19 protein-coding genes are annotated in these 20,119 nt (G+C 46.7%); all 19 read right to left on the minus strand.

What is annotated here, in order from left to right:
* Positions 1–33 precede the first annotated feature (33 nt).
* On the minus strand, positions 34–777 hold the full coding sequence (locus tag ICC18_RS09165) for a DUF3388 domain-containing protein (protein WP_376745625.1): 744 nt from the start codon (positions 775–777) through the stop codon (positions 34–36).
* 127 nt (positions 778–904) lie between these two features.
* Positions 905–1,756 carry a hypothetical protein gene (locus ICC18_RS09170; protein WP_188174101.1) on the minus strand — a complete coding sequence of 284 codons (852 nt, stop codon included), beginning with the start codon at positions 1,754–1,756 and terminating at the stop codon, positions 905–907.
* A 194-nt stretch (positions 1,757–1,950) separates the two neighbouring features.
* Positions 1,951–2,202, minus strand: a complete 252-nt coding sequence (locus ICC18_RS09175) for a DUF3243 domain-containing protein (protein WP_188174102.1) — start codon at positions 2,200–2,202, stop codon at positions 1,951–1,953.
* A gap of 85 nt (positions 2,203–2,287) precedes the next feature.
* Positions 2,288–3,043 carry an elongation factor P 5-aminopentanone reductase gene (gene ymfI, locus ICC18_RS09180; RefSeq protein WP_188174103.1) on the minus strand — a complete coding sequence of 252 codons (756 nt, stop codon included), beginning with the start codon at positions 3,041–3,043 and terminating at the stop codon, positions 2,288–2,290.
* The gene (yfmH, locus tag ICC18_RS09185; RefSeq protein ID WP_188174104.1) at positions 3,040–4,329 is read right to left on the minus strand and encodes an EF-P 5-aminopentanol modification-associated protein YfmH; all 1,290 of its coding nucleotides are present in this window, start codon (positions 4,327–4,329) and stop codon (positions 3,040–3,042) included. Before yfmH ends, ymfI begins: the two co-directional genes overlap by 4 nt.
* Positions 4,330–4,332: 3 nt before the next feature.
* Positions 4,333–5,613, minus strand: a complete 1,281-nt coding sequence (gene yfmF / locus ICC18_RS09190; protein ID WP_188174105.1) for an EF-P 5-aminopentanol modification-associated protein YfmF — start codon at positions 5,611–5,613, stop codon at positions 4,333–4,335.
* Positions 5,614–5,717: 104 nt separating this feature from the next.
* The gene (sleB, locus tag ICC18_RS09195; protein ID WP_188174106.1) at positions 5,718–6,515 is read right to left on the minus strand and encodes a spore cortex-lytic enzyme; all 798 of its coding nucleotides are present in this window, start codon (positions 6,513–6,515) and stop codon (positions 5,718–5,720) included.
* A gap of 117 nt (positions 6,516–6,632) precedes the next feature.
* Positions 6,633–9,185 (minus strand): DNA translocase FtsK, encoded by a 2,553-nt coding sequence (locus ICC18_RS09200; RefSeq protein WP_188174107.1) that lies wholly within the window; start codon positions 9,183–9,185, stop codon positions 6,633–6,635.
* 64 nt (positions 9,186–9,249) lie between these two features.
* A complete protein-coding gene (locus ICC18_RS09205) occupies positions 9,250–9,486 on the minus strand; it encodes a YlzJ-like family protein (protein ID WP_188174108.1) in 237 nt (78 codons plus the stop codon).
* Positions 9,483–10,208, minus strand: coding sequence for a ClpP family protease (locus tag ICC18_RS09210; RefSeq protein WP_188174109.1), 726 nt, complete (start codon positions 10,206–10,208; stop codon positions 9,483–9,485). Before ICC18_RS09210 ends, ICC18_RS09205 begins: the two co-directional genes overlap by 4 nt.
* 271 nt (positions 10,209–10,479) lie before the next feature.
* On the minus strand, positions 10,480–12,156 hold the full coding sequence (locus tag ICC18_RS09215) for a ribonuclease J (protein WP_188174110.1): 1,677 nt from the start codon (positions 12,154–12,156) through the stop codon (positions 10,480–10,482).
* A gap of 217 nt (positions 12,157–12,373) precedes the next feature.
* Positions 12,374–13,237, minus strand: a complete 864-nt coding sequence (dapA, locus tag ICC18_RS09220) for a 4-hydroxy-tetrahydrodipicolinate synthase (RefSeq protein ID WP_188174111.1) — start codon at positions 13,235–13,237, stop codon at positions 12,374–12,376.
* A 32-nt stretch (positions 13,238–13,269) separates the two neighbouring features.
* On the minus strand, positions 13,270–14,487 hold the full coding sequence (gene dapG / locus ICC18_RS09225; protein WP_188174112.1) for an aspartate kinase: 1,218 nt from the start codon (positions 14,485–14,487) through the stop codon (positions 13,270–13,272).
* 54 nt (positions 14,488–14,541) lie between these two features.
* Positions 14,542–15,579, minus strand: a complete 1,038-nt coding sequence (locus ICC18_RS09230; RefSeq protein WP_188174113.1) for an aspartate-semialdehyde dehydrogenase — start codon at positions 15,577–15,579, stop codon at positions 14,542–14,544.
* 36 nt (positions 15,580–15,615) lie between these two features.
* Entirely contained in the window at positions 15,616–16,209 is a 594-nt protein-coding gene (locus ICC18_RS09235) for a dipicolinate synthase subunit B (protein ID WP_188174114.1), read from the minus strand.
* Positions 16,206–17,105 carry a dipicolinate synthase subunit DpsA gene (dpsA, locus tag ICC18_RS09240; protein ID WP_188174115.1) on the minus strand — a complete coding sequence of 300 codons (900 nt, stop codon included), beginning with the start codon at positions 17,103–17,105 and terminating at the stop codon, positions 16,206–16,208. The genes ICC18_RS09235 and dpsA overlap by 4 nt, the downstream gene beginning before the upstream one ends.
* Before the next feature lie 143 nt (positions 17,106–17,248).
* Positions 17,249–17,704, minus strand: a complete 456-nt coding sequence (gene dut / locus ICC18_RS09245) for a dUTP diphosphatase (RefSeq protein ID WP_223192459.1) — start codon at positions 17,702–17,704, stop codon at positions 17,249–17,251.
* Complete coding sequence (locus ICC18_RS09250) at positions 17,691–18,947, minus strand: M16 family metallopeptidase (RefSeq protein ID WP_188174117.1); 1,257 nt, start codon at positions 18,945–18,947, stop codon at positions 17,691–17,693. The genes dut and ICC18_RS09250 overlap by 14 nt, the downstream gene beginning before the upstream one ends.
* An 86-nt stretch (positions 18,948–19,033) precedes the next feature.
* Positions 19,034–20,080, minus strand: a complete 1,047-nt coding sequence (locus ICC18_RS09255; RefSeq protein ID WP_188174118.1) for a polysaccharide deacetylase family protein — start codon at positions 20,078–20,080, stop codon at positions 19,034–19,036.
* Between the last annotated feature and the right edge of the window lie 39 nt (positions 20,081–20,119).

Below are 20,119 nucleotides of genomic sequence, written 5' to 3' on the forward strand. Positions count from 1 at the left end.
AGAAAGTCGTTATATGTATGGACGTTACATGTACTAAAAAGGTTCGGAAGTGTACGTAAATGAATCATAATTAATTTCTTCATCCGGGTTATTTCGCAATTCAATAATATAATCGAAGTGATTATAGGTATATTCAGATTCACGAATAAATATATCCGGATGTTCAATGACTTTTGTAGAAGGCATCGCCATAATTTCTTGCAGCAAGCTGTAATGCTTTTCGTTAGAGCGGATTGTTGAAACAATTCCGTCAATGATATAGACATTGTTCGGGGTCATTTCATCCTCGGAGAGCTGGCTGCGAACCGTTTGTCTCAATAAGGTTGATGATACAAAGGTCCAACGTTTATTAGCACATACGCTTCCAGCAATGATCGATTCGGTTTTACCCACTCGCGGCATTCCGCGCAGACCAACGACTTGGTTGCCTTCACGTTTGAAGATTTCACCGAGGAAGTCGACCAAGAGCCCCAACTCATCCCGGGTAAAACGAAACGTTTTACGGTCATCCGAATCGCGCTCTATGTATCTGCCGTGACGAACGGCCAAAATATCAACAAGCTTCGGAGGTCGGAGTGCAGTAATAGTAATATTATCTACTTTTTTTAACATTTTACCCATTAAGTCAATTTTTTCTTCATCATTCGTTTGCAAAAGCATCCCTCGGGTGCGATCCTCTACCCCATTAATGGTCACAATATTGATATCGAGCATCCCCATTAAGGAAGCGATATCCCCTAGCAAGCCGGGACGGTTTTTGTGAATCTTATACTCCATATACCATTCTTTAACGTCCAATCTTTCCACCTCATCACCAATTAAGTAACTACTAAGTAGTTACCATGTAAATATTTCTACAAAATTCGGCAAAATCCTGCTGATAACCAGCACAATAAGGTAATTATTAATTCATCTTTAGTTCTTTAAGCTCTTGATCATTATAGAACGTTACACCCGGTTTCCAGGCATTATGTTGCATCGCTTGAAGACGGTTATTCAGAATCGTACTCCAATTCAATTCCGCGGATAAGGCACCGTTTAAATCCATCACCGATACACCGATCGATTTGGCTTTTTGAACATGGGCAGCGTCCGTTGGCGCGTAAAAAATGATCCAGTTTGATAAATGCTGCCTGGTTTGAAATGCGAGCTGTTGAAACCATTGATCATTATTATCAAGTAAAACAATATGGTCAGCTTCTTCCGAAGGCGCCCAAGCTGATGGGATCGGATGATCGGCCCGGGTTATCCATTCAACGGAACTTTTTTGTGCCAATAGATCATTGACCCATTTGTTTTTCAGACTTTCTACTTGAGACGGATCAATTTGAATGATGGCCGCTTGGCCAGCGACACCGCTTGTTTGTCCGCTTGCATCCAGCTGACTTTGCAACAAGGTCCATTTGCTTGCGGTTGCTCCTTGCTGGATCACTTGTTCTGCAGCTGGCAGCAATTCATTGCCAATTACATATATGTAGTCATAAGTTCTGGCTTTCAACTTGGTTACAACGGCATCATCAAGGGCTGTTACATCTTTGATCCAATCAAAAGCAATTAAATTTGAATCCCTCCATTGCTGGAGCGCGCTGCCGACAGATTGTTTGGCATTATCAGAAATCCCGGCGCTTGTAAGCATGAGCACAGACATTTTTTTGTCCAATAGTTCTTGTTTGATGACGGGAATCCCGCGATTTCCACAACCTGTTACTAGTAGTGTCAAGAGAAGTAAACAAAATACGTAACGGCGAATCCTCATGATTGACAGTTCCTTCCTCCAATGTCCCCCAAAAGTGACACTTAACCTTTGAAGCATATTCCGATTACTTTTGGGGAGCCCCCGTTTACAATAGAAATACGCTTCGCATAATTTCCTATGCTACAAAAAAGCATGCAAAAGCCTCCGAAAAAGGAGGCCTTCACATTGTGCCTTATTGAATTGTAAAACGGTTATTAGGCTTTGTCCACTAATTTTACCATGAGGCGGGCAAGTGTACGTTTTTCTTCTTCGTTCCCAGCATCCCACAGCTCTTTAAGCACTCGCTCCTGCGCATTTTCCGGATCTACTTTATTAGATAGAAATTCACCGATTTGAAAAGCGAGCTTGCTGATGGTCTCATCACTCATCCCAGCTCGCTCGGCTTGACTGACACGCTCAGCTAGAAACTCTTTCCACTTATCAAATACTTGAAGTACAGTAGCCATTGTAAGAAGCCTCCTTTGAGTTGTGAGAAATGGTCATTGCATACGTAATATTCGCTTCTCCCCAAGGAATTATGCACTAAGTTGCTTAGGTCAGCCATCCACCATTTGGACTGATAATCTGCCCCGTAATATATCCTGATTCAGGCAGCGCCAAAAAATAAACGAGCGAAGCGATTTCATCGGGTAAAGCAAACCTGCCGGCAGGGATCTCATTTTCCAGCGCAGCTTTTTCCTCCGCTTGAAAACCAGCCATCATTTCGGTGCTGACCGCTCCCGGTGCAACCGCGTTTACGGTAACTCCGGAAGGGGCTAACTCTTTGGCCAACGCTTTCGTAAATGCGTTCATTCCCCCTTTAGCGGTGGAATAGACGACTTCACAAGAAGCGCCCGAAATGCCCCATATGGAAGATACGTTGATGATGCGCCCATATTTTTGCTGGATCATAGGAGTCATAAACGCTTGGGTACAAAGGAACGCCCCTTTGAGATTGATGTCCATAATCAGATCCCAATCCTCTTCACTGACATCGGAAAGCAAACCGTAATGTGCGATTCCGGCATTGTTAACAATAATATCCGGAACCGTTCCTCTTTGCTCCAGCTTTTCCTTCATTTTATTGATTTGTTCACGGGAACGTATATCCGCTGATACAGTGAGCACTTTGGCTCCGTGCTTCATGCAAGATCGGGCAACTTCATTCGCGGCTTCATGCGACTCGCGATAATGAATGACGACATTCATGCCCACCATTGCGAAGCGTTCGGCAATGGCCGCGCCGATGCCTCTGCTGGCACCTGTAATTAGTACGGTTTGTTCCGTAAAAGGTTTTGCGCGCGTCACGATTGCCCACGACTTTGTACGATCGAAATGGCAAGTCTGCTCCAATCAAAATGATCGCGGAACCGCTTGTTCACATCTTCAAGCGTAATGCTTTCATATACTGGTAAAATATCGAACAGATCAATGCCTTTGAACCTGTATTTCGTAAATTCATTAGCAATGGATTCCGGTGAATTCATCATGCGCAGGAAATTGCCGATTTTCTTCTTCCGGCTTCGCTCAAATGTAATGGCATCAAGACCAGACTCTTTGCGCTTCTCGACTTCCTCGCGGATCCGGGCAACAAGCTGATCAGGATCTTTCGTATCCCCGCCAAGAATTGAAAATGCGTAATCCTCGCTGCAGTTATATTCATGGCCAAAATTATCGGAGATCAATTGCTCATCGTATAACGCCTGATAAATGTCTGAACTGGAACTAAATAAAATATCCAACATGAGCTTCGTTGTCAGCTCTCTAGCCAGCAAATCTTTGCCGCTCACAGATGGAGCCGCCTCTTTCAGACCGAATAAGCATTTGGGCAGGGAAACGGGCAGCGCCGTGACTCTTCGTGCTTCTTGAACTTCTAATGGCTCATCCTCAAAGAAACGTTTTATGCTGCCTTGAGGGGCAAATGATTTGGCTGCTTGATTTTCCTTAACAAAGTCAACCACTTCCTGAGCATCGACACCCCCAACAACAAACAAACTCATGTTGCTAGGGTGATAAAACGTATGATAGCACTCATACAAAGTTTCCTTTGTAATTTGCGCGATGGATTCCACAGTGCCTGCGATATCAATATGAACCGGGTGCTTGGCGTACATGGATTCGATGAGACCATAATAGCTTCTCCAATCGGGATGATCCTGGTACATCTTGATTTCTTGCCCGATGATCCCTTTTTCCTTCTCTACATTTTCATCTGTAAAATAAGGATTTTGCACAAAATTAATTAATGTCCTTAAGTTTGTCAAAATGTGATCCGTTGAGGAAAACAAATACGCAGTCCGGTCAAAGCTTGTAAACGCATTAGCAGAAGCCCCCTGTGAGGCAAAGCTGGCAAAAACATCGCCTTCCGGTTCCTCAAACATTTTGTGTTCCAAGAAATGGGCAATGCCATCCGGTACGCGAACTTCCTCTTTACCCTCCACCTGGAAATGGTTATCGATGGAACCGTACTTGGTCGTGAAAGTTGCATACGTTTTTTGGAAACCTTCTTTGGGTAGAACAAATACATGTAACCCATTATCAAGCTGCTCGTGATAAATCGTTTCATTGAGATGTGGATATGGAATAACCTGCATTGTTTACTCCCCTTTCTGATCCCGCAAAAAGTATATCGTATCCAACTGAACGCGCTTGGCAGCCTCCGCAATGGCAGGTACATCTACCCGCTCCACGGATTCAATCAAGCCGGCAACCGTACGCTCTTTTCCGGACAATATCGCATTAAAGTCAAATGAAATCAGCTCAAAGGCCGAATCCTGCAATTCGCGCAGTTGATTGGATATCATTGCCTTCGTTTGACTCATTTCCGTCTCGCTGATATCCCCCTGCTCCATAGCTTGCAGCTGTTTACGGATAATATCCACCGCTTTTTCGTAATTTTGCATCTCAATTCCTGACTGCAGTGTCAGAATTCCCTTATGTCCATCAAATCTGGAAGATGCATAATAAGCCAAGCTTGCTTTCTCACGAACGTTGATAAATAGCTTCGAATGCGGATATCCGCCAAGCACGCCATTATACATCAAAGCAACCGGATACTGCTCATCGCGATACGAAATATGGGTGCGTAAACCCATATTCAGCTTACCTTGATTAACATCCAAACGCTCGACAACCGTTTTCACCTCACGCGAGGTTCCTCTTTGAATTACGGTTTCATAATTGACATCAAGATTTCTATCGATAGAAAAAGCTTGTTTGACGATACCCTCTACTTCTTCGAGAGTGGTATTGCCTACAACATAGATGTCTACCGGGGCGTTCTGTAGCCACTCTATATATTGTTCGTATAAGTTCTGCGGGGTAATACCGTCGAGATCTTCAATTTTACCTAACGCGTGAAGCCGGTACGGTTCATCGCTGCACATTTCTTCGATGCAGCGCTCCGCAGCATAACGAACTTTATCGTTGATCACCGCTTCGATACGTTTAAGAAGGGTTTGCTTTTCGGAATCGACATATTTGCTGCGGAAATAGCCGTTTTCTAATGCAGGCTTCGTCAAGGTTTCACCGACAAATTCAAGCCCCTTCTTCAGTAAAGATTCGTTAGAGGAAACAAAACGATCATTAATGATGTCCATGCGCAGATGGACGATTTGGTAGTCGCCTCGCTTGTAAATATCGAATCCGAAACCCGCTCCATACAAATCATCCAAATACTCTCGAAATTGCTTCGTTTCCGGACGAAGCTGCGTACCTCTTCTTAGCACAAACGGCGTCAATGCCGTATTCGTAACCGCGTCTTCTGCCAGGGGACGGCCTATGTACACCGATATGGCGAATGTCTTGAATTGATCCGTTGGCAGCACATGAAGGCGAATATGGTTCCACGTGCTCCGCTGAAATTGTATATGCTTCAAAGGTCGTGTCTCCCTTCCTGATTCCAAGATATGTATCCATTATATTCCTATACGAACAGGAGAAGCAACCAAAGCTGGTTCCTTCTCCTTGTCCATTCCGCTTATTATTTGCAAAATATATGCTTACCGATTTGTTTGACCTGAGGCCGGCTCCAGATCCATTTGGATGTTGCCGTTACAGGATTAAAATAATAAATGCATCCGCCTGTCGGATCCCATCCGTTAAGTGCGTCTTTAACCGCCTTCTTCGTGGATTCGCTGGGCGTCAACCAGATTTGGCCGTCAGCTACCGCAGTGAAAGCCCCAGGCTGAAAAATAACACCTGAAACGGAATTCGGGAAGCTTGCCGAGCTCACTCGATTCAGAATGACTGCCGCTACGGCTACTTGCCCGATGTAGGGCTCACCCCGGGCTTCGCCATTCACGGCATTGGCCATAAGATTAATATCCTGTGCGGATAATCCTAAATTGTTTGAAGGCGTTAAGTTAGCCGGATTTTTATTAGCTGCTGATGCACTCGAGCCGCCTCCGCCTCCACCGCTTCCCCCTGAGCCGGTTTCCTCAGGTCTTGTGGGTCTCCACGCTTTCGTTTCTTCCCAAATTCGAAGCTTAGTCTTGCCTCCGACGATACCATCTACTGCCCTCATGCCGAATTCGCCTTGAAATCTTTTTACAGCAACTAAAGTCTTGTAACCAAAATCACCGTCGACTTTTCCTCCATAGAAACCGATAAATTTCAAACGACCCTGCAGCTCTCTAACATCTGATCCCGTATCTCCATATCTAATCTCGTTTTTACTAAACGTTTCTTCCACATTCGGACTGATTTTGTTCTTCAATTGGAATGCGGCAAACAATACGAAAACGATACAAAATGTAAGTACAATTAACCTTTTGTTCATTCCCCTTCTCAACCTCTCTTTTCAAATTGCAGCCTTTTCTTGCTTATTATGAGAAAGGGGATCACTGATTATGCACAAAAAGAACACTCTCACATAGAGAGTGTTCACATTAATTGTTTAAGAACTGATTCGGTTGTGATGATATTGCTCAATCGACATCAGTACTTCTCGCGGTTTACTGCCTTCATAAGGGCCGACAACACCCTTAGCTTCCATAGAATCGATCAACCGCGCAGCGCGCGTGTAGCCAACCCTCATGCGGCGCTGCAATAAGGAGACGGAAGCTTGCTTCGCTTCCAGCACAATTTGAACTGCTTGGTCATACAGCTCATCCGCAAATTCTTCCTGCTCCTCCGGCTGCTCCTCGATCTGCGGCACCAATTCCTCCTGGTAGTTTGCCTGTTCCTGTGTACGTACGAAGCTAACCACATGCTCAACCTCTTGATCGGATAAAAAGGCACCCTGAACACGAACCGGTTTGGATGAACCCACAGGCAAGTAAAGCATGTCGCCACGGCCCAGCAACTTCTCGGCTCCAACCATGTCCAGGATCGTCCGGGAATCGACTTGCGAAGAAACCCCGAATGCAATCCGCGACGGGATATTCGCTTTAATAACACCTGTGATAACGTCAACAGACGGCCGCTGTGTAGCAATAATTAAGTGAATACCCGCTGCACGCGCCATTTGGGCCAGGCGAGTAATCGAGTCCTCTACATCGTTAGCAGCAACCATCATCAAGTCGGCAAGCTCGTCCACAATGACCACATAGTATGGCAATGGAGCTGCTGTACCGCTTTCCGTAAGCATCGCGTTGTAACCTTCGATGTTACGCGTACCGCTCTTAGAGAAGAGCTCATAGCGCTTCTCCATCTCGACAACGACCTTTTTCAATGCAAGAGATGCTCGACGCGGATCCGTAACGACGGGAGCCAACAGATGCGGGATACCGTTATATACATTCAGTTCGACCATCTTCGGGTCGATCATCAGAAACTTTACTTCGTTCGGCTTCGCTTTGAACAAAATACTCGTGATGATGCCGTTAATACAAACGGACTTACCCGATCCGGTAGCCCCGGCGACAAGTAAGTGCGGCATTCTTGCTAAATTGCCTACGATCGGTTGTCCCGAAATATCACGTCCAAGTACGACGGAAAGTCGCGAGCTGGACTCATTAAAGGCGTTCGTTTCCATCACTTCACGCATGGTCACCACCGAAACCTCCAGATTCGGCACCTCGATGCCAATCGCGGATTTCCCCGGAATCGGCGCTTCCATCCGAATATCCTTCGCGGCAAGCGCCAAGGCTATATCGTCGGTCAAGCTGACGATTCGGCTTACCTTCACGCCAACGTCAGGCTGGATCTCATACCGTGTGACCGCTGGTCCACGGACAACCTCCAGCACCTTGGCGCGAACGCCAAAGCTCTCCAGCGTCGCTTCCAGCTTCCTCGCATTCGCTTTGTAGTCCGACAACTCGCTACCCTTGCCCGCAGCAGGCTTGGCCAACAAATCGAGAACCGGGAGCTCATACGGCCTCAAATTGACCTGCGGAGCATCCTGCTGGAACTCCACGGATACAGGTTCTTCGTCGGCATCCAGTGCCTCTGTGACTTTGGCTTTGGACGCCGGTGTTACAGTTGGTTGAACTGACGATGGCTTGGCCACCTGCTGCGCCTCCTGATACACCTGCTCCTGGAAGTCGCGGATGATCGGAGTGACCGGCTGATCGTCTTGCTGATGTACAGCTTCCAGTGAGCCTTTGTCTGATTCTGCTTGGTAAACGACTTTCTCAGCGGCGCCAACCCCATTGATCGCCATGTCGTCCTCATCATCCAGATCAGGCGGAGCAGGCTTTTTCCGTCCTTCTTTGACAGGACGCAGCAGCTCCATAAAAAGCGGAGCTTTCTTAGAACGCTTAACCGGCTGAAAAACTTCCTCGTCGAACTCATCATCGACAGGAACATAAGAAGACTTCTTCGTCCTGCTCGCCGGCCCCCCCGCTGTTGCGCTGCGGGGCTGCCGCCCCTCGCGGTCCTGCAGCCATTCTTTCATTCTGTCTTTGAAATTGTCACCCACATTTGCGAAGCGGCCACGCACCATATTGCCTATATCCACATACGAAAGACCGGTTGCAAGAATAAATCCGATGACGAACAATGCATACTGAATCAACCTTGCGCCCAGATAATCAAACAAGAAATACAGGATGCCATATAGGATGGCTCCGATCATCCCGCCGCCAATACCGTGTTGAAGCGCAGCTTTGCCCGCATCCGTTGGATGTAGTCCAGCTAACATAGCGTCCCAGGTTGAAGAAATGACCTTACCTGAACTGAACCCGCCATCCGGATATAACTGTGCAAACAAATCGATATGGTTCTTGATCAGCAGTCCAAGAATGAATAGCAGAACGCCTGCCTTCTTCGCTGTTCGCATCGGTGGCCAGGCTCTTTTGATCATGGCATATAGTGCCACGTATATGAATATCAGCGGTATCAACGAGTACCATGTCCCCACGAAAAAACGAAACAGGTATGTGAGCGAATTCCCGACATGCCCTTGCTGGGCAAGCGCAATGACCGAAAAGATCAAGATGACAATCCCGTACAACTCGAATAACAAGCTGTTCTTCAATGTCGTGCTTTTTTTCTTGCGTTTTGCCACGCTTGTCACCCCCGAGACCACATTATACCATAACGGGTCAGGGGGAAGATACTGGCAGAAAGGCTTACACGATTGACCTAGGCAAATCCGGGCTATAAGCGATGACAGAACCGGGCGTATACTGCTCTTTTAAATAGTCCTGCGGGTTGCAACTTAACAAACGAACAATCCGAGCCTGAAAGCCGCTAATCGGCTCAACTTGCATCATTACGCCCTGATGGGAAATCTCCATATAGTTCGGCGCGAATGAGTCCATTCCTTGAAAAACATCTTCCATCGGAATGACCGAATAAAGAATCATTGAATAAGCCCCCCGCCTGCTGACGCCTTCTTCTCTTCGATTCTTTGGTTCAGTTCTTTGATCGCTTCCCCAACACCGCCTACTTGATCGATCAAGCCATATTTTACAGCATCGGCTCCAATCACAGTAGTTCCTATATCGCGTGTCAGCTCCCCTGTTTTAAACATCAATTCCTTGAATTTCTCTTCCGTCACATTGGAATGCTTAGTGACAAAACGAGTCACACGCTCCTGCATTTTGTCCAAATATTCGAATGTTTGCGGCACACCAATCACCAGGCCATTCAACCGAATAGGGTGTATCGTCATCGTCGCTGTCTCTGCGATGATAGAATAATTGGCGGATACCGCAATTGGAACCCCTATGCTGTGGCCACCGCCAAGAACAAGCGTTACCGTAGGTTTAGATAGCGTAGAAATCATCTCAGCAATTGCAAGACCTGCCTCCACATCGCCGCCTACCGTATTTAAAATAATCATAACGCCTTCGATCTTCGGATTCTGCTCTGCCGCTACAAGCTGTGGGATGATGTGCTCATACTTTGTCGTTTTATTTTGCGGCGGCAAAACAATATGCCCTTCGACCTGACCAATGATCGTCAGACAGAAAATATTAGATTCGCCTGAAGGCGTATTGGTTTGACCTAGCTGTTGAATATTTTCTAAAGTCGCGTTCTTCTTCCCCTCTTCCGTGCTTGGTTCCTGCTGCTTCGGATCTGCCATTGAAGTTCCTCCTTAGAGTTTTCCCTTGGGAAAACTTTCATCGTAAGCATAAGCTGAGTTTTTCGCCAGAAAAACTGGCTTCGTAAGCTGTGCTGAGTTTTCCCTTGGGAAAACTTGCATCGTAAGCATAGTCTGAGTTTTCATAATCCCCCATAGTATGAATAGTCCTAAGCACTTTCATGCATCTGGCAGCATATGAATAAAATGAAAAAGCCCTCCCCGTTAAGGAGAGAGCTCGTTATTTGCATAGGTTCAAGTGACTTGTTCGAGACTAGACTTCCATAATGATAGGAAGGATCATTGGTCTTCTTCTGGTTTGCTCATATAAAAATCGTCCCAGTGCATCTTTAACATTTGTTTTCAAAGACGCCCATTCATTGACATTTTCATTCATTAATTTCGTTAGCGTATTCGTTACAATACGATTGGCTTCTTCCAAGAGACCTTCCGATTCACGTACATACACGAATCCTCGGGAAATAATATCCGGACCGGATAAAATTTTGCCATCTTGCTTGCTGAGCGTAACCACAACAACGAGAATACCATCTTGCGACAGCAGCTTACGATCACGCAGAACAATGTTTCCTACATCGCCAACGCCCAACCCGTCAATTAGAATGTTGCCGCTTTGAACTTTGGACCCTTTGCGAGCAACGCCATTCTGAATTTCGACTGTGTCCCCGATATCGCAGATAAATATATCGTCTCTATCGATCCCCACTGACTCGGCAAGCAAGCCGTGTTGACGCAGCATGCGGTATTCACCGTGAATCGGAATAAAGTACTTAGGCTTCATGAGATTCAGCATGAGCTTCAATTCTTCTTGGCTGCCATGGCCAGATACGTGTACACCGGTTACAGAACCAGGACCGTAGATCACGTTAGCGCCAATGCGAAACAGTTCATCCACTGTACGGCCAACATAACGCTCGTTACCCGGGATCGGAGTTGCCGCAATAATGACGGTATCGCCAGGCAAAATATCGACTTTACGGTGCGTGGAACGCGCCATTCTTGTAAGAGCGGACATCGGTTCGCCTTGGCTGCCTGTAGAGAGAATAACAACGCGGTCAGCCGCAAGCTTGTTTACCTCTTCCGGCTCAATCAGCATGCCATCCGGAATGTGAAGATAGCCTAATTCACTTGCGATCGATACGACATTGACCATGCTACGACCGATTACCGTTACTTTGCGATTCGTTACAGCAGCTGCATCGAACACCTGTTGAACCCGGTGAATGTTAGAAGCAAACGTCGCAATAACGACTCTTTGCTTGGCTTTACGAAACACTTCTTCGATTTCGACTCCAACGCTTTTCTCCGAACCTGTATAACCAGGTCGCTCTGCATTGGTACTATCCGAAAGCAAGGCAAGTACGCCTTTCTTCCCGATCTCTGCCATTCGATGCAGGTCGGCATATTGCTCATTGACAGGAGTCTGATCAAATTTAAAGTCACCTGTATGAACAACGACGCCTTCCGGCGTATCCAGAGCAACACCAACGGAATCCGGAATACTATGATTGGTTTTGAAAAATGAAGCGGTTATGGTGCCGAGGGAAAGAGTGGATTCCGAATTAATCAAAATCCGTTTCGTTTCACCTAGCAAATTAGCTTCTTTCAGCTTAGCTTCAATAAGGCCGAGTGTCAGTTTCGTACCGTATACAGGAACATTGAGATGCTTGAGCACATATGGCAAACCGCCGATGTGGTCTTCATGACCGTGAGTAATAATGATGCCGCGTACTTTATCGCGATTCTCCGTTAAGTAACCGATATCAGGAATGACGATATCAATCCCCAGCATATCTTCCTCAGGGAATTTCAAACCGCTATCAATCACAACAATATCGTTTGCATACTGCACACAATACATATTTTTTCCGATTTCGCCCACGCCGCCAAGAGCGAAGATCAAAAGTTTGTCTACATTTTTTTTGGACAAGAATATACCTCCTTCTAAGATTGGACGACGAATTTTAAATGATTAAACCGAACCAGTCACTTGCAACCATTATACATAAAGAAAAGCAGCAAATACAAGTCGATACCCACGTGTGAACTTGACAACGGAAACCGATGATTGCCAATCACACTCTGCAAACGCTAGTTTCCCCAAAAAAAGAAAACCGATGCTGGTAGCACCGATTCATTAGGCGTTATCATTCAAAAAGAGATTGGATGAGTTGTCCTTCTTGCTCGGATACCTGAACTAACGGAAGTCTCACTCCACCTGTCTGAATACCTTTCAGTGCCAAAGCGTGCTTGATTGGGGCAGGACTTGGAGCACAGAAAACACCGGTAAAAATCGGATGAAGCTTGCGATGAAGCTCTGCCGCTTGCTGTATGTTGCCTTCTACATAATACTTTATCATAGATTGCATTTCTTTTCCAATCACATGACTTGCAACGCTTACAATGCCTCGGCATCCAATGGCAATCGCAGGCAGCGTATTGCTGTCTTCCCCGCTATATACGGAGAAATCAGCGTTAACGCCGTTTAAAATCCGTGTTAATTGATCCATGTTGGCGCAATCTTTGGTAGCAACAATGTTAGGGATCTTCGAAAGACGAATCGTCGTATCCGCGTCGATATTCACCCCTGTACGTCCTTGAACGTTATAAAGTACGATCGGAGCATTGACGGATTCTGCTACTGCTTTATAATGCTGGTAAAGCCCTGCCTGGGAAGGACGATTATAGTAAGGAGCTACGACGAGCAAAGCGTCTACTCCAAGCTTTTCAACTTTTTGGGAAAAATGAATCGTATGGGCAGTATCATTACTCCCTGTGCCTGCAATGATTTTGCAGCGCCCTTTGGCGTAACGTACGGATGCCTCGATAAGTTTCAGTTTCTCCTCTTCCGTCAGCGTCGGCGACTCTCCTGTCGTTCCGCAAATGACGAGGCTATCCGACTGCTGCTCTTCGATCAAATAATTAACCAGTGGTTCTACCAGGTCCCAATTGACTTGCAGTTGATCGTCAAACGGAGTTACCATCGCTGTGACTACTCTTCCGAAATCCACCGTGCATGCCTCCTAAATCGAAATCTCAATAATCATTTATTTAAATAGAACTTATGATGAAGCGCTCTAACCGCCTTAATCATATCCTCACCATGAACGAGCACCCAAATTGTCGTATTGGAATCTGCGGATTGAAGTATGCGAATATCCTCATCCGTCAAAGCCTCGACAATGTGCGCCATAATTCCCGGCACACCGTTCATGCCGCCTCCGATAACAGATACTTTCGCACAACCGCGTAATACTTTTGGTTCATAACCTTGGCTTTCGAGAAGTTTAATGGCACGATCCGCTTCATGATCAAATACGGTATATACGACCCCGGACAGATTCACGTTGATAAAATCAACGCTAATTTGATGCTGCGCCATCGTTTTAAATACACGAAGCTGTAAATCGAAATGGCCCCGTGCGGCAGCCACTTGAATCTGTGTAATATTCGTAAACTGAGCGATTCCCGTCACAAAACGATCCGCGACTTGGTTCGCTTCATGATGAATCGTATCTCCTGCAGTAACTAGTGTTCCTTCATCCTTGGAAAAGGTAGATCGGACACGAATCGGAATGTTTGCTTGCATCGCAACCTCCACTGCACGCGGGTGAATGACTTTGGCGCCATTATGCGCCATATTGCAAATTTCAGCAAAGCTGACCCGTACCAGAGGCTTGGCATCCTCTACGATTCGTGGATCTGCCGTTAAGATTCCGTTAACATCCGTAAAGATATCTACAATTTCCGCCTTAAGTGCAGCTCCGAGTGCGGTTGCAGACGTATCGCTGCCTCCGCGTCCAAGGGTAGTCAGTTCACCTTGACTCGTTGACCCTTGGAATCCAGTGACGACGACAACCTGACCGTCCTCTAGCAGTTCTAGAATCCGATTAGGCTGGATGGAAACAATTTGCGCATTTCCATGCTTATCGTTGGTCTGTATACCTGCTTGCCCACCTGTTAGAACGGTAGACCGAATGCCTGAAGCTAGCAGCAAGCTACACAAATGTACCGCGGAAATCAACTCTCCGCAGCCCATTAACATATCGAGTTCCCTTGCCGGCAGCCCCTCCCCGTTCTGACGAACGAGGTCCAGGAGCGTATCTGTCGCATAGGGTTCCCCTTTTCTTCCCATCGCGGAAACGACGACGACTAATTTATAATCTTGCGCTAGCGCATCTTGAATGTGACCCATAACGTGTTCTCTGGCTTGAACGGTGGAAAGCGAGGTACCTCCGTACTTCTGTACAAGAATTCGCATGAGTTTCCCCCATATTCATATCCCTGCCCGCTGTACTACCGCAGCAGGTGCTGACTATTGTTCAATAGCAATATATTCAGCAATTTGTACTGCATTCCAAGCAGCGCCTTTGAGCAGATTGTCAGAAACAATCCACATGTTAAGCGCTCTTGGGTTGCTCAAATCGCGACGAACGCGACCAACGAATGTTTCCAGTTTACCGGCTGCGTCTGTAGCAAGCGGATATTGCTGTTCAGCCGGATTATCGACCAGAACAATACCAGGTGCGTTAGCAATCAAAGTTTTCACTTCTTCAATATCAAAATCCTCTTTCAATTCAACATAGACGGATTCGGAATGTCCATAAACAACCGGAATGCGTACACAAGTCGCAGTAACATCAATGGACTCATCGCCCATAATTTTTTTCGTTTCAAGAATCATTTTCATTTCTTCATTTGTGAAGCCATTCTCGTGGAATTTGTCGATTTGCGGAATCGCATTGAACGCGATCTGATGCTTTACAGGCAAGGAGCCAACCGGTAAAATATCCGGATTCGATTCTCTGCCCTCAAGAACTTCTTTAGACTGTCTCAACATTTCGTTAATCGCTTTGGCGCCCGCACCAGATACGGCTTGATAAGTTGAAACGATGATTTTGGAAATTCCAAAACGGTCATACAGCGGCTTCAACGCTGCAACCATTTGAATGGTGGAGCAGTTCGGGTTCGCGATAATCCCTTTGTGCTCGTTGATTTTATCAACGTTCACTTCAGGAACAACAAGCGGAGTTTCCGGATCCATACGATAAGCGCTCGTATTATCGATACAGATCGTTCCGGCTTTAACCGCATGCGGAGCCAGCGCCTTAGAGACGTCTCCTCCAGCGCTGAACAAAGCAATTTCGACGCCCTGGAAGCTTTCAGGCGTCGCTTCTTGTACGGTGATTTCTTGACCTTTGAATGCAAGCTTAACGCCGGCAGAGCGAGCGGAAGATAACAGTTTCAGTTCCTTAATGGGGAAATTCCGTTCTTCAAGTAGACGAATGATTTGTTCTCCTACGGCACCTGTAGCGCCGACTACTGCAACATTAAAAAGTTTTTGGTTCGACATGTCCTGTCCTCTCCCCTGCGTCATGTTTTATATGAATTAGTATTGAAATCTCTCAATGATCATAGGCTGCAGTTGTTTTCCTTCAAGGGCCGCTTCGCATGCTTCCTTGATCAAATCCATTCTGGCAACCAATGAATTAGGCTTTATTCCAGGCGCATCTTGACCGAATGGTACAAAATAAATGTTTTTGGTAATAAGAAGTTTCGCGATATTCATCGCATTGAGGCCGAGTCCATCATTGGTGGAAATGGCCAAAACGAGCGGACGCTGGTTTCTCATTTGCGCTTTTGCTGCCATAAGTACGGGACTTTCTGTCATTGCATTCGCAAGCTTGCTGGTTGTGTTTCCGGTACATGGCGCAATGACCATGACATCGAGCAGTTTGGATGGACCTAATGGTTCTGCATCTACAATAGTAGAAATAATATCGCTGCCTGTTATATCCTTCAACTGCTGCTGCCAATCCGCAGATTTGCCGAATCGGGTATCGGTCGTTATAATCGAGTTCGATACAATCGGAATGACACGTGCACCTGCATCTACAAATCTCTTAATCTGCGGCATGACTTCTTCCAGCGTACAATGAGAGCCGGTTAGTGCATAACCGACTGTTTTCCCTTGCCAATTCATTCCACATCGCTCCTGTCTTTGAAGTCTTCCTCAATCAGCTGAGTAAGCGTGTTCGCCATAATTCGGCCAGCTGTTTTGGGTGCGACGATGCCAGGCAGTCCGGGCGCGAGCATCGCTCTGATACCTCTTCTTTCGGCAAACCGGAAGTCCGTTCCGCCGGGTTTGGAGGCCAAATCGATGATGAGCGCGCGATGTGGGATATTGGTAATAACTTGCGCTGTGACTATCATAGTCGGAATTGTGTTAAAAAGCAAGTCAATATTCCCCACTTCCGGGTACAAGTCTTTCGTATAGAATGGCTGGAAACCCATCTCCCACGCTCTTGCAAAATGCTCGGGCTTCCTCACGCCAACCTTCACTGTCGCCCCTAGTCCTTGCAGTGTTTTTGCCATTGTGAACCCCGTTCGACCAAAACCTAATACCATGCACACCGATCCATGAATCGTAATATCCGTATTCTGGATCGCCATCATGAGTGCACCCTCGGCAGTCGGAATGGAGTTATAAATCGCAACATCATCCCGATCAAACAATTCAACAACCTCTATCCCTTGAGCAACACAAAGTTTTTTGAGGTAGTTCTTGGCCATTCCCGTATATACCTTGGCATGTTTAGGCAGCGAAGAGATATGATCCTCTGTCAAAATCATCTCCTCGCTGGAAAAGATCGAGTCCACTTGTCCCGAATCATCCGTACCAACGGCAGGTAATATCAACGCATCAATCGTTTGAAGAAGTGCCGGTTGGAGCTTCGCATTGGTTACGCCGCTAAACTGGCGGCCCAAATTATCAAAACCAATTAACGTTACTGTGGCATCGAGCTCGGTAAATTTCTGAATTACTTCAAGCTGCCGGGCGTCGCCGCCCATGAAAGCAACCGAAATCCCAGTAAGCATTCTCGCTTACACCCCTTTCTCGGTCCGTTTCGATACGTTATAGTATGCGTTCGCCTAAGGATGGGTGACTTCTCCCGCAACAAACAAAAAAAGCTCCTTCCCGAAGGAAAGAGCTTGGTCTATAAAACATAATGCCAACGCGCTTATCGGCCTGTATGACCAAAACCGCCTGTGCCGCGTTCGGTCTCCGTGAGCTCAACTACCTCGTTAAGCTGAATCTGCGGGACGTGCTGGAACACCATCTGCGCAATGCGTTCGTTGCGCTGGATCGTAAACGGCTCCTGGCCATGATTGATCAGCAGCACTTTCACCTCGCCGCGGTAATCGGCGTCGATCGTACCCGGGGAATTCAGCGTCGTGATGCCGTGTTTGTACGCTAAGCCGCTTCGCGGGCGGATCTGCGCTTCCAGCTCCGGAGGCATGCTGAGCGCAAAGCCGGTCGGAATCAGCTGACGTTCGCCCGGCTGCAGTACGACCGGCTCGCTGACGGCAGCGTGAAGGTCGAAGCCGCTGGCAGCTGCGGACATTTTTTGCGGCAGGAGGATGTCCTCCTGGCCGGACATGCGTTTGATTTGCACTTCGTAATTATGGAGTGACAAGTTGATCCCTCCTGAATCCTTGAAGTACTTCGTCGGAATGGCCGACCATGGATAGGGCAAACGGCGCCGAGAAGAGTGTCTTGGTAAGCTCACGCACATGTTCCATCTGTACACTTTCAATTCGCTCGATCATTTCATCCAAGCTGTAATGTTTGCCGGTCATCAGCTCATTTTTACCCAACCGGTTCATACGGCTGCCCGTGCTTTCCAGACTAAGAATCAAGCTGCCCTTCAGTTGTTCCTTGCCTTTTTTCAGCTCGCCCTCCGTCATGCCTTTGACCGCAATGTCGTGAAGCAGCTCAAGTGTCACCTTCAGTACTTCTTCCGTCTGTTTAGGCGCTGTTCCGGTATAAATCGTGAACATCCCGCTGTCGATATGCGAGGAGTGGTAGGAATACACGGAGTAAGCGAGTCCTCTTTTTTCCCGAATCTCTTGGAAAAGTCTCGAACTCATGCCGCCACCGATCGCATTGTTCAAGAGCACCATCGGATACAGATTCTCCTCTTGCAGCGAAAGTCCGGGAAGGGATAGGCAAATGTGATTTTGTTCCGTTTTCTTGGCATGGAAGATGAGATCCCCAAGGAAATCGGGAGCATCGTAATCCGTTTCGACCCCGGATTGAACGAAGCTGCCAAAATGCTGCTCAATTAATTCCCTAACATTGTCATCGATATTGCCCGCGATGCTGAGCACTGTATTTTCAGCATTGTAGAAATGCTTCATATAATTGCGCAAATCATCAGGCCTCATACCGGACAAATTATCCTGCGTTCCCAAAATGGTATAACCGAGCGCATGCGAACCGTAAGCCGCTTTAGCCACCAAGTCATGCACCAGATCGTCCGGCGTATCTTCGTACATCGAAATTTCTTCAAAAATAACGTTCTTCTCTTTCTCCAGCTCACCCTCGTCAAAGGTCGAATTGAAAAACATGTCCGCCAGCACATCCATCGCCAGCGGCAAATGCTCATCAAGCACCTTGGCATAATAGCACGTATACTCTTTGGAGGTAAAAGCATTCACATTACCGCCGATACCGTCGAAAATTTCGGCGATATCTTTAGCGGAGTGACGCTCCGTTCCTTTGAAAAGCATATGTTCAATAAAATGCGAGATTCCGTTGTTTTCCTGTTTCTCGTTACGTGAGCCTGTCTTCACCCAGATTCCGAACGATACGGAACGGCATGTCGGAATTTGTTCCATGACGACTCGCAAGCCATTATGTAAGCGGTATTTGATCACCAAGGTTCCTCCTCAAAATGTAGCACCTAATCGTATTCCCCATTTCATACTTACCTAGTCTAACAAAAATGTGCCTTTGACTCAACTTACTGCATAATCGAACCAGATTCCGGAACACGATTCGGGGATAAGAGTTCGCTGACCGTCCCTAGAGTTAAACCTTTATTCTTAATAATACGGATCATACCTTCAATCGCTTGGCTAGAAGATGACGTAGGATGCATGAGAATGAGCGAACCTGGTTCTACGCTTTTGGAAAGCCGCTGTATGATCCGGTCAGCACCGGGATTTTTCCAATCGAGCGTATCGAACGTCCAAAGGACCGTTTTCAGCCTAAACTCGGAGGCTACTTGAACGGTTTCCTCTTTAAAATAGCCCGAAGGCGGTGCGAACAAAGTATTGGTTACACCTAATTGCTGCTTGAGCAGATCCTCGGTTTTGGATATCTCCTCTACGGCTTTGCTTCGACTAATACTTCTCATATCTTTGTGAGAGTAGGCATGATTGGACAGTTCGTGACCCTCGCTCTGGATTTTTTTGGCGGTTTCGATATTTTTCTTTAACCATGAACCGTCAAAGAAAAATGTGGCATGTACATGTTCTTTACGAAGTGTCTCTAGGATATGAGGCAGATATTCATTCCCCCAGGCTACATTGATCATTAATGACACCATGGGCTTCTTGGGGTTTCCTTTATAAATCGGGCTCGGGCCCAGATCGTCCAATTGAATGGCCGGTGATGTTTCTTTCATGACATAATGAATTTTGCCCGGCGTCAAATGGTGCTCGGCCAGTTTCAGTGTTTCCTCGATATCCACTTCTAAGCCGTTATACCCGGGAATTGCTTTCCAAACGGGATCCATCTTGGCGTTAATGGGAGCTATTTTACGTTTGGCCGCCTCGGCTTGAATCATATCGAGCAAATGGCTTCGACTGACCTTACCGCTCTCATCCGATCGTGCCGCAGCCATCGCGGGCACCGCTTCCTGCTTGTCTACGTCGTTCACGGTTATAAAAGGCATATATCCGGCTTTAACAGCGTTAATATACGATCCAATGCCGGGGATAGCCTGGAGTAAAAGCAGCACTATAGCAAAAAAACTTCCAAGCAGCAGCCATTTCTTGTCAAGCATAAACGGTCCTCCTAAAAGTTTTTCGTCAGAAAAACTGGC

Origin of the sequence: Paenibacillus sedimenti, from assembly GCF_014534655.1 — a bacterium.
Classification (GTDB): domain Bacteria; phylum Bacillota; class Bacilli; order Paenibacillales; family NBRC-103111; genus Paenibacillus_E; species Paenibacillus_E sedimenti.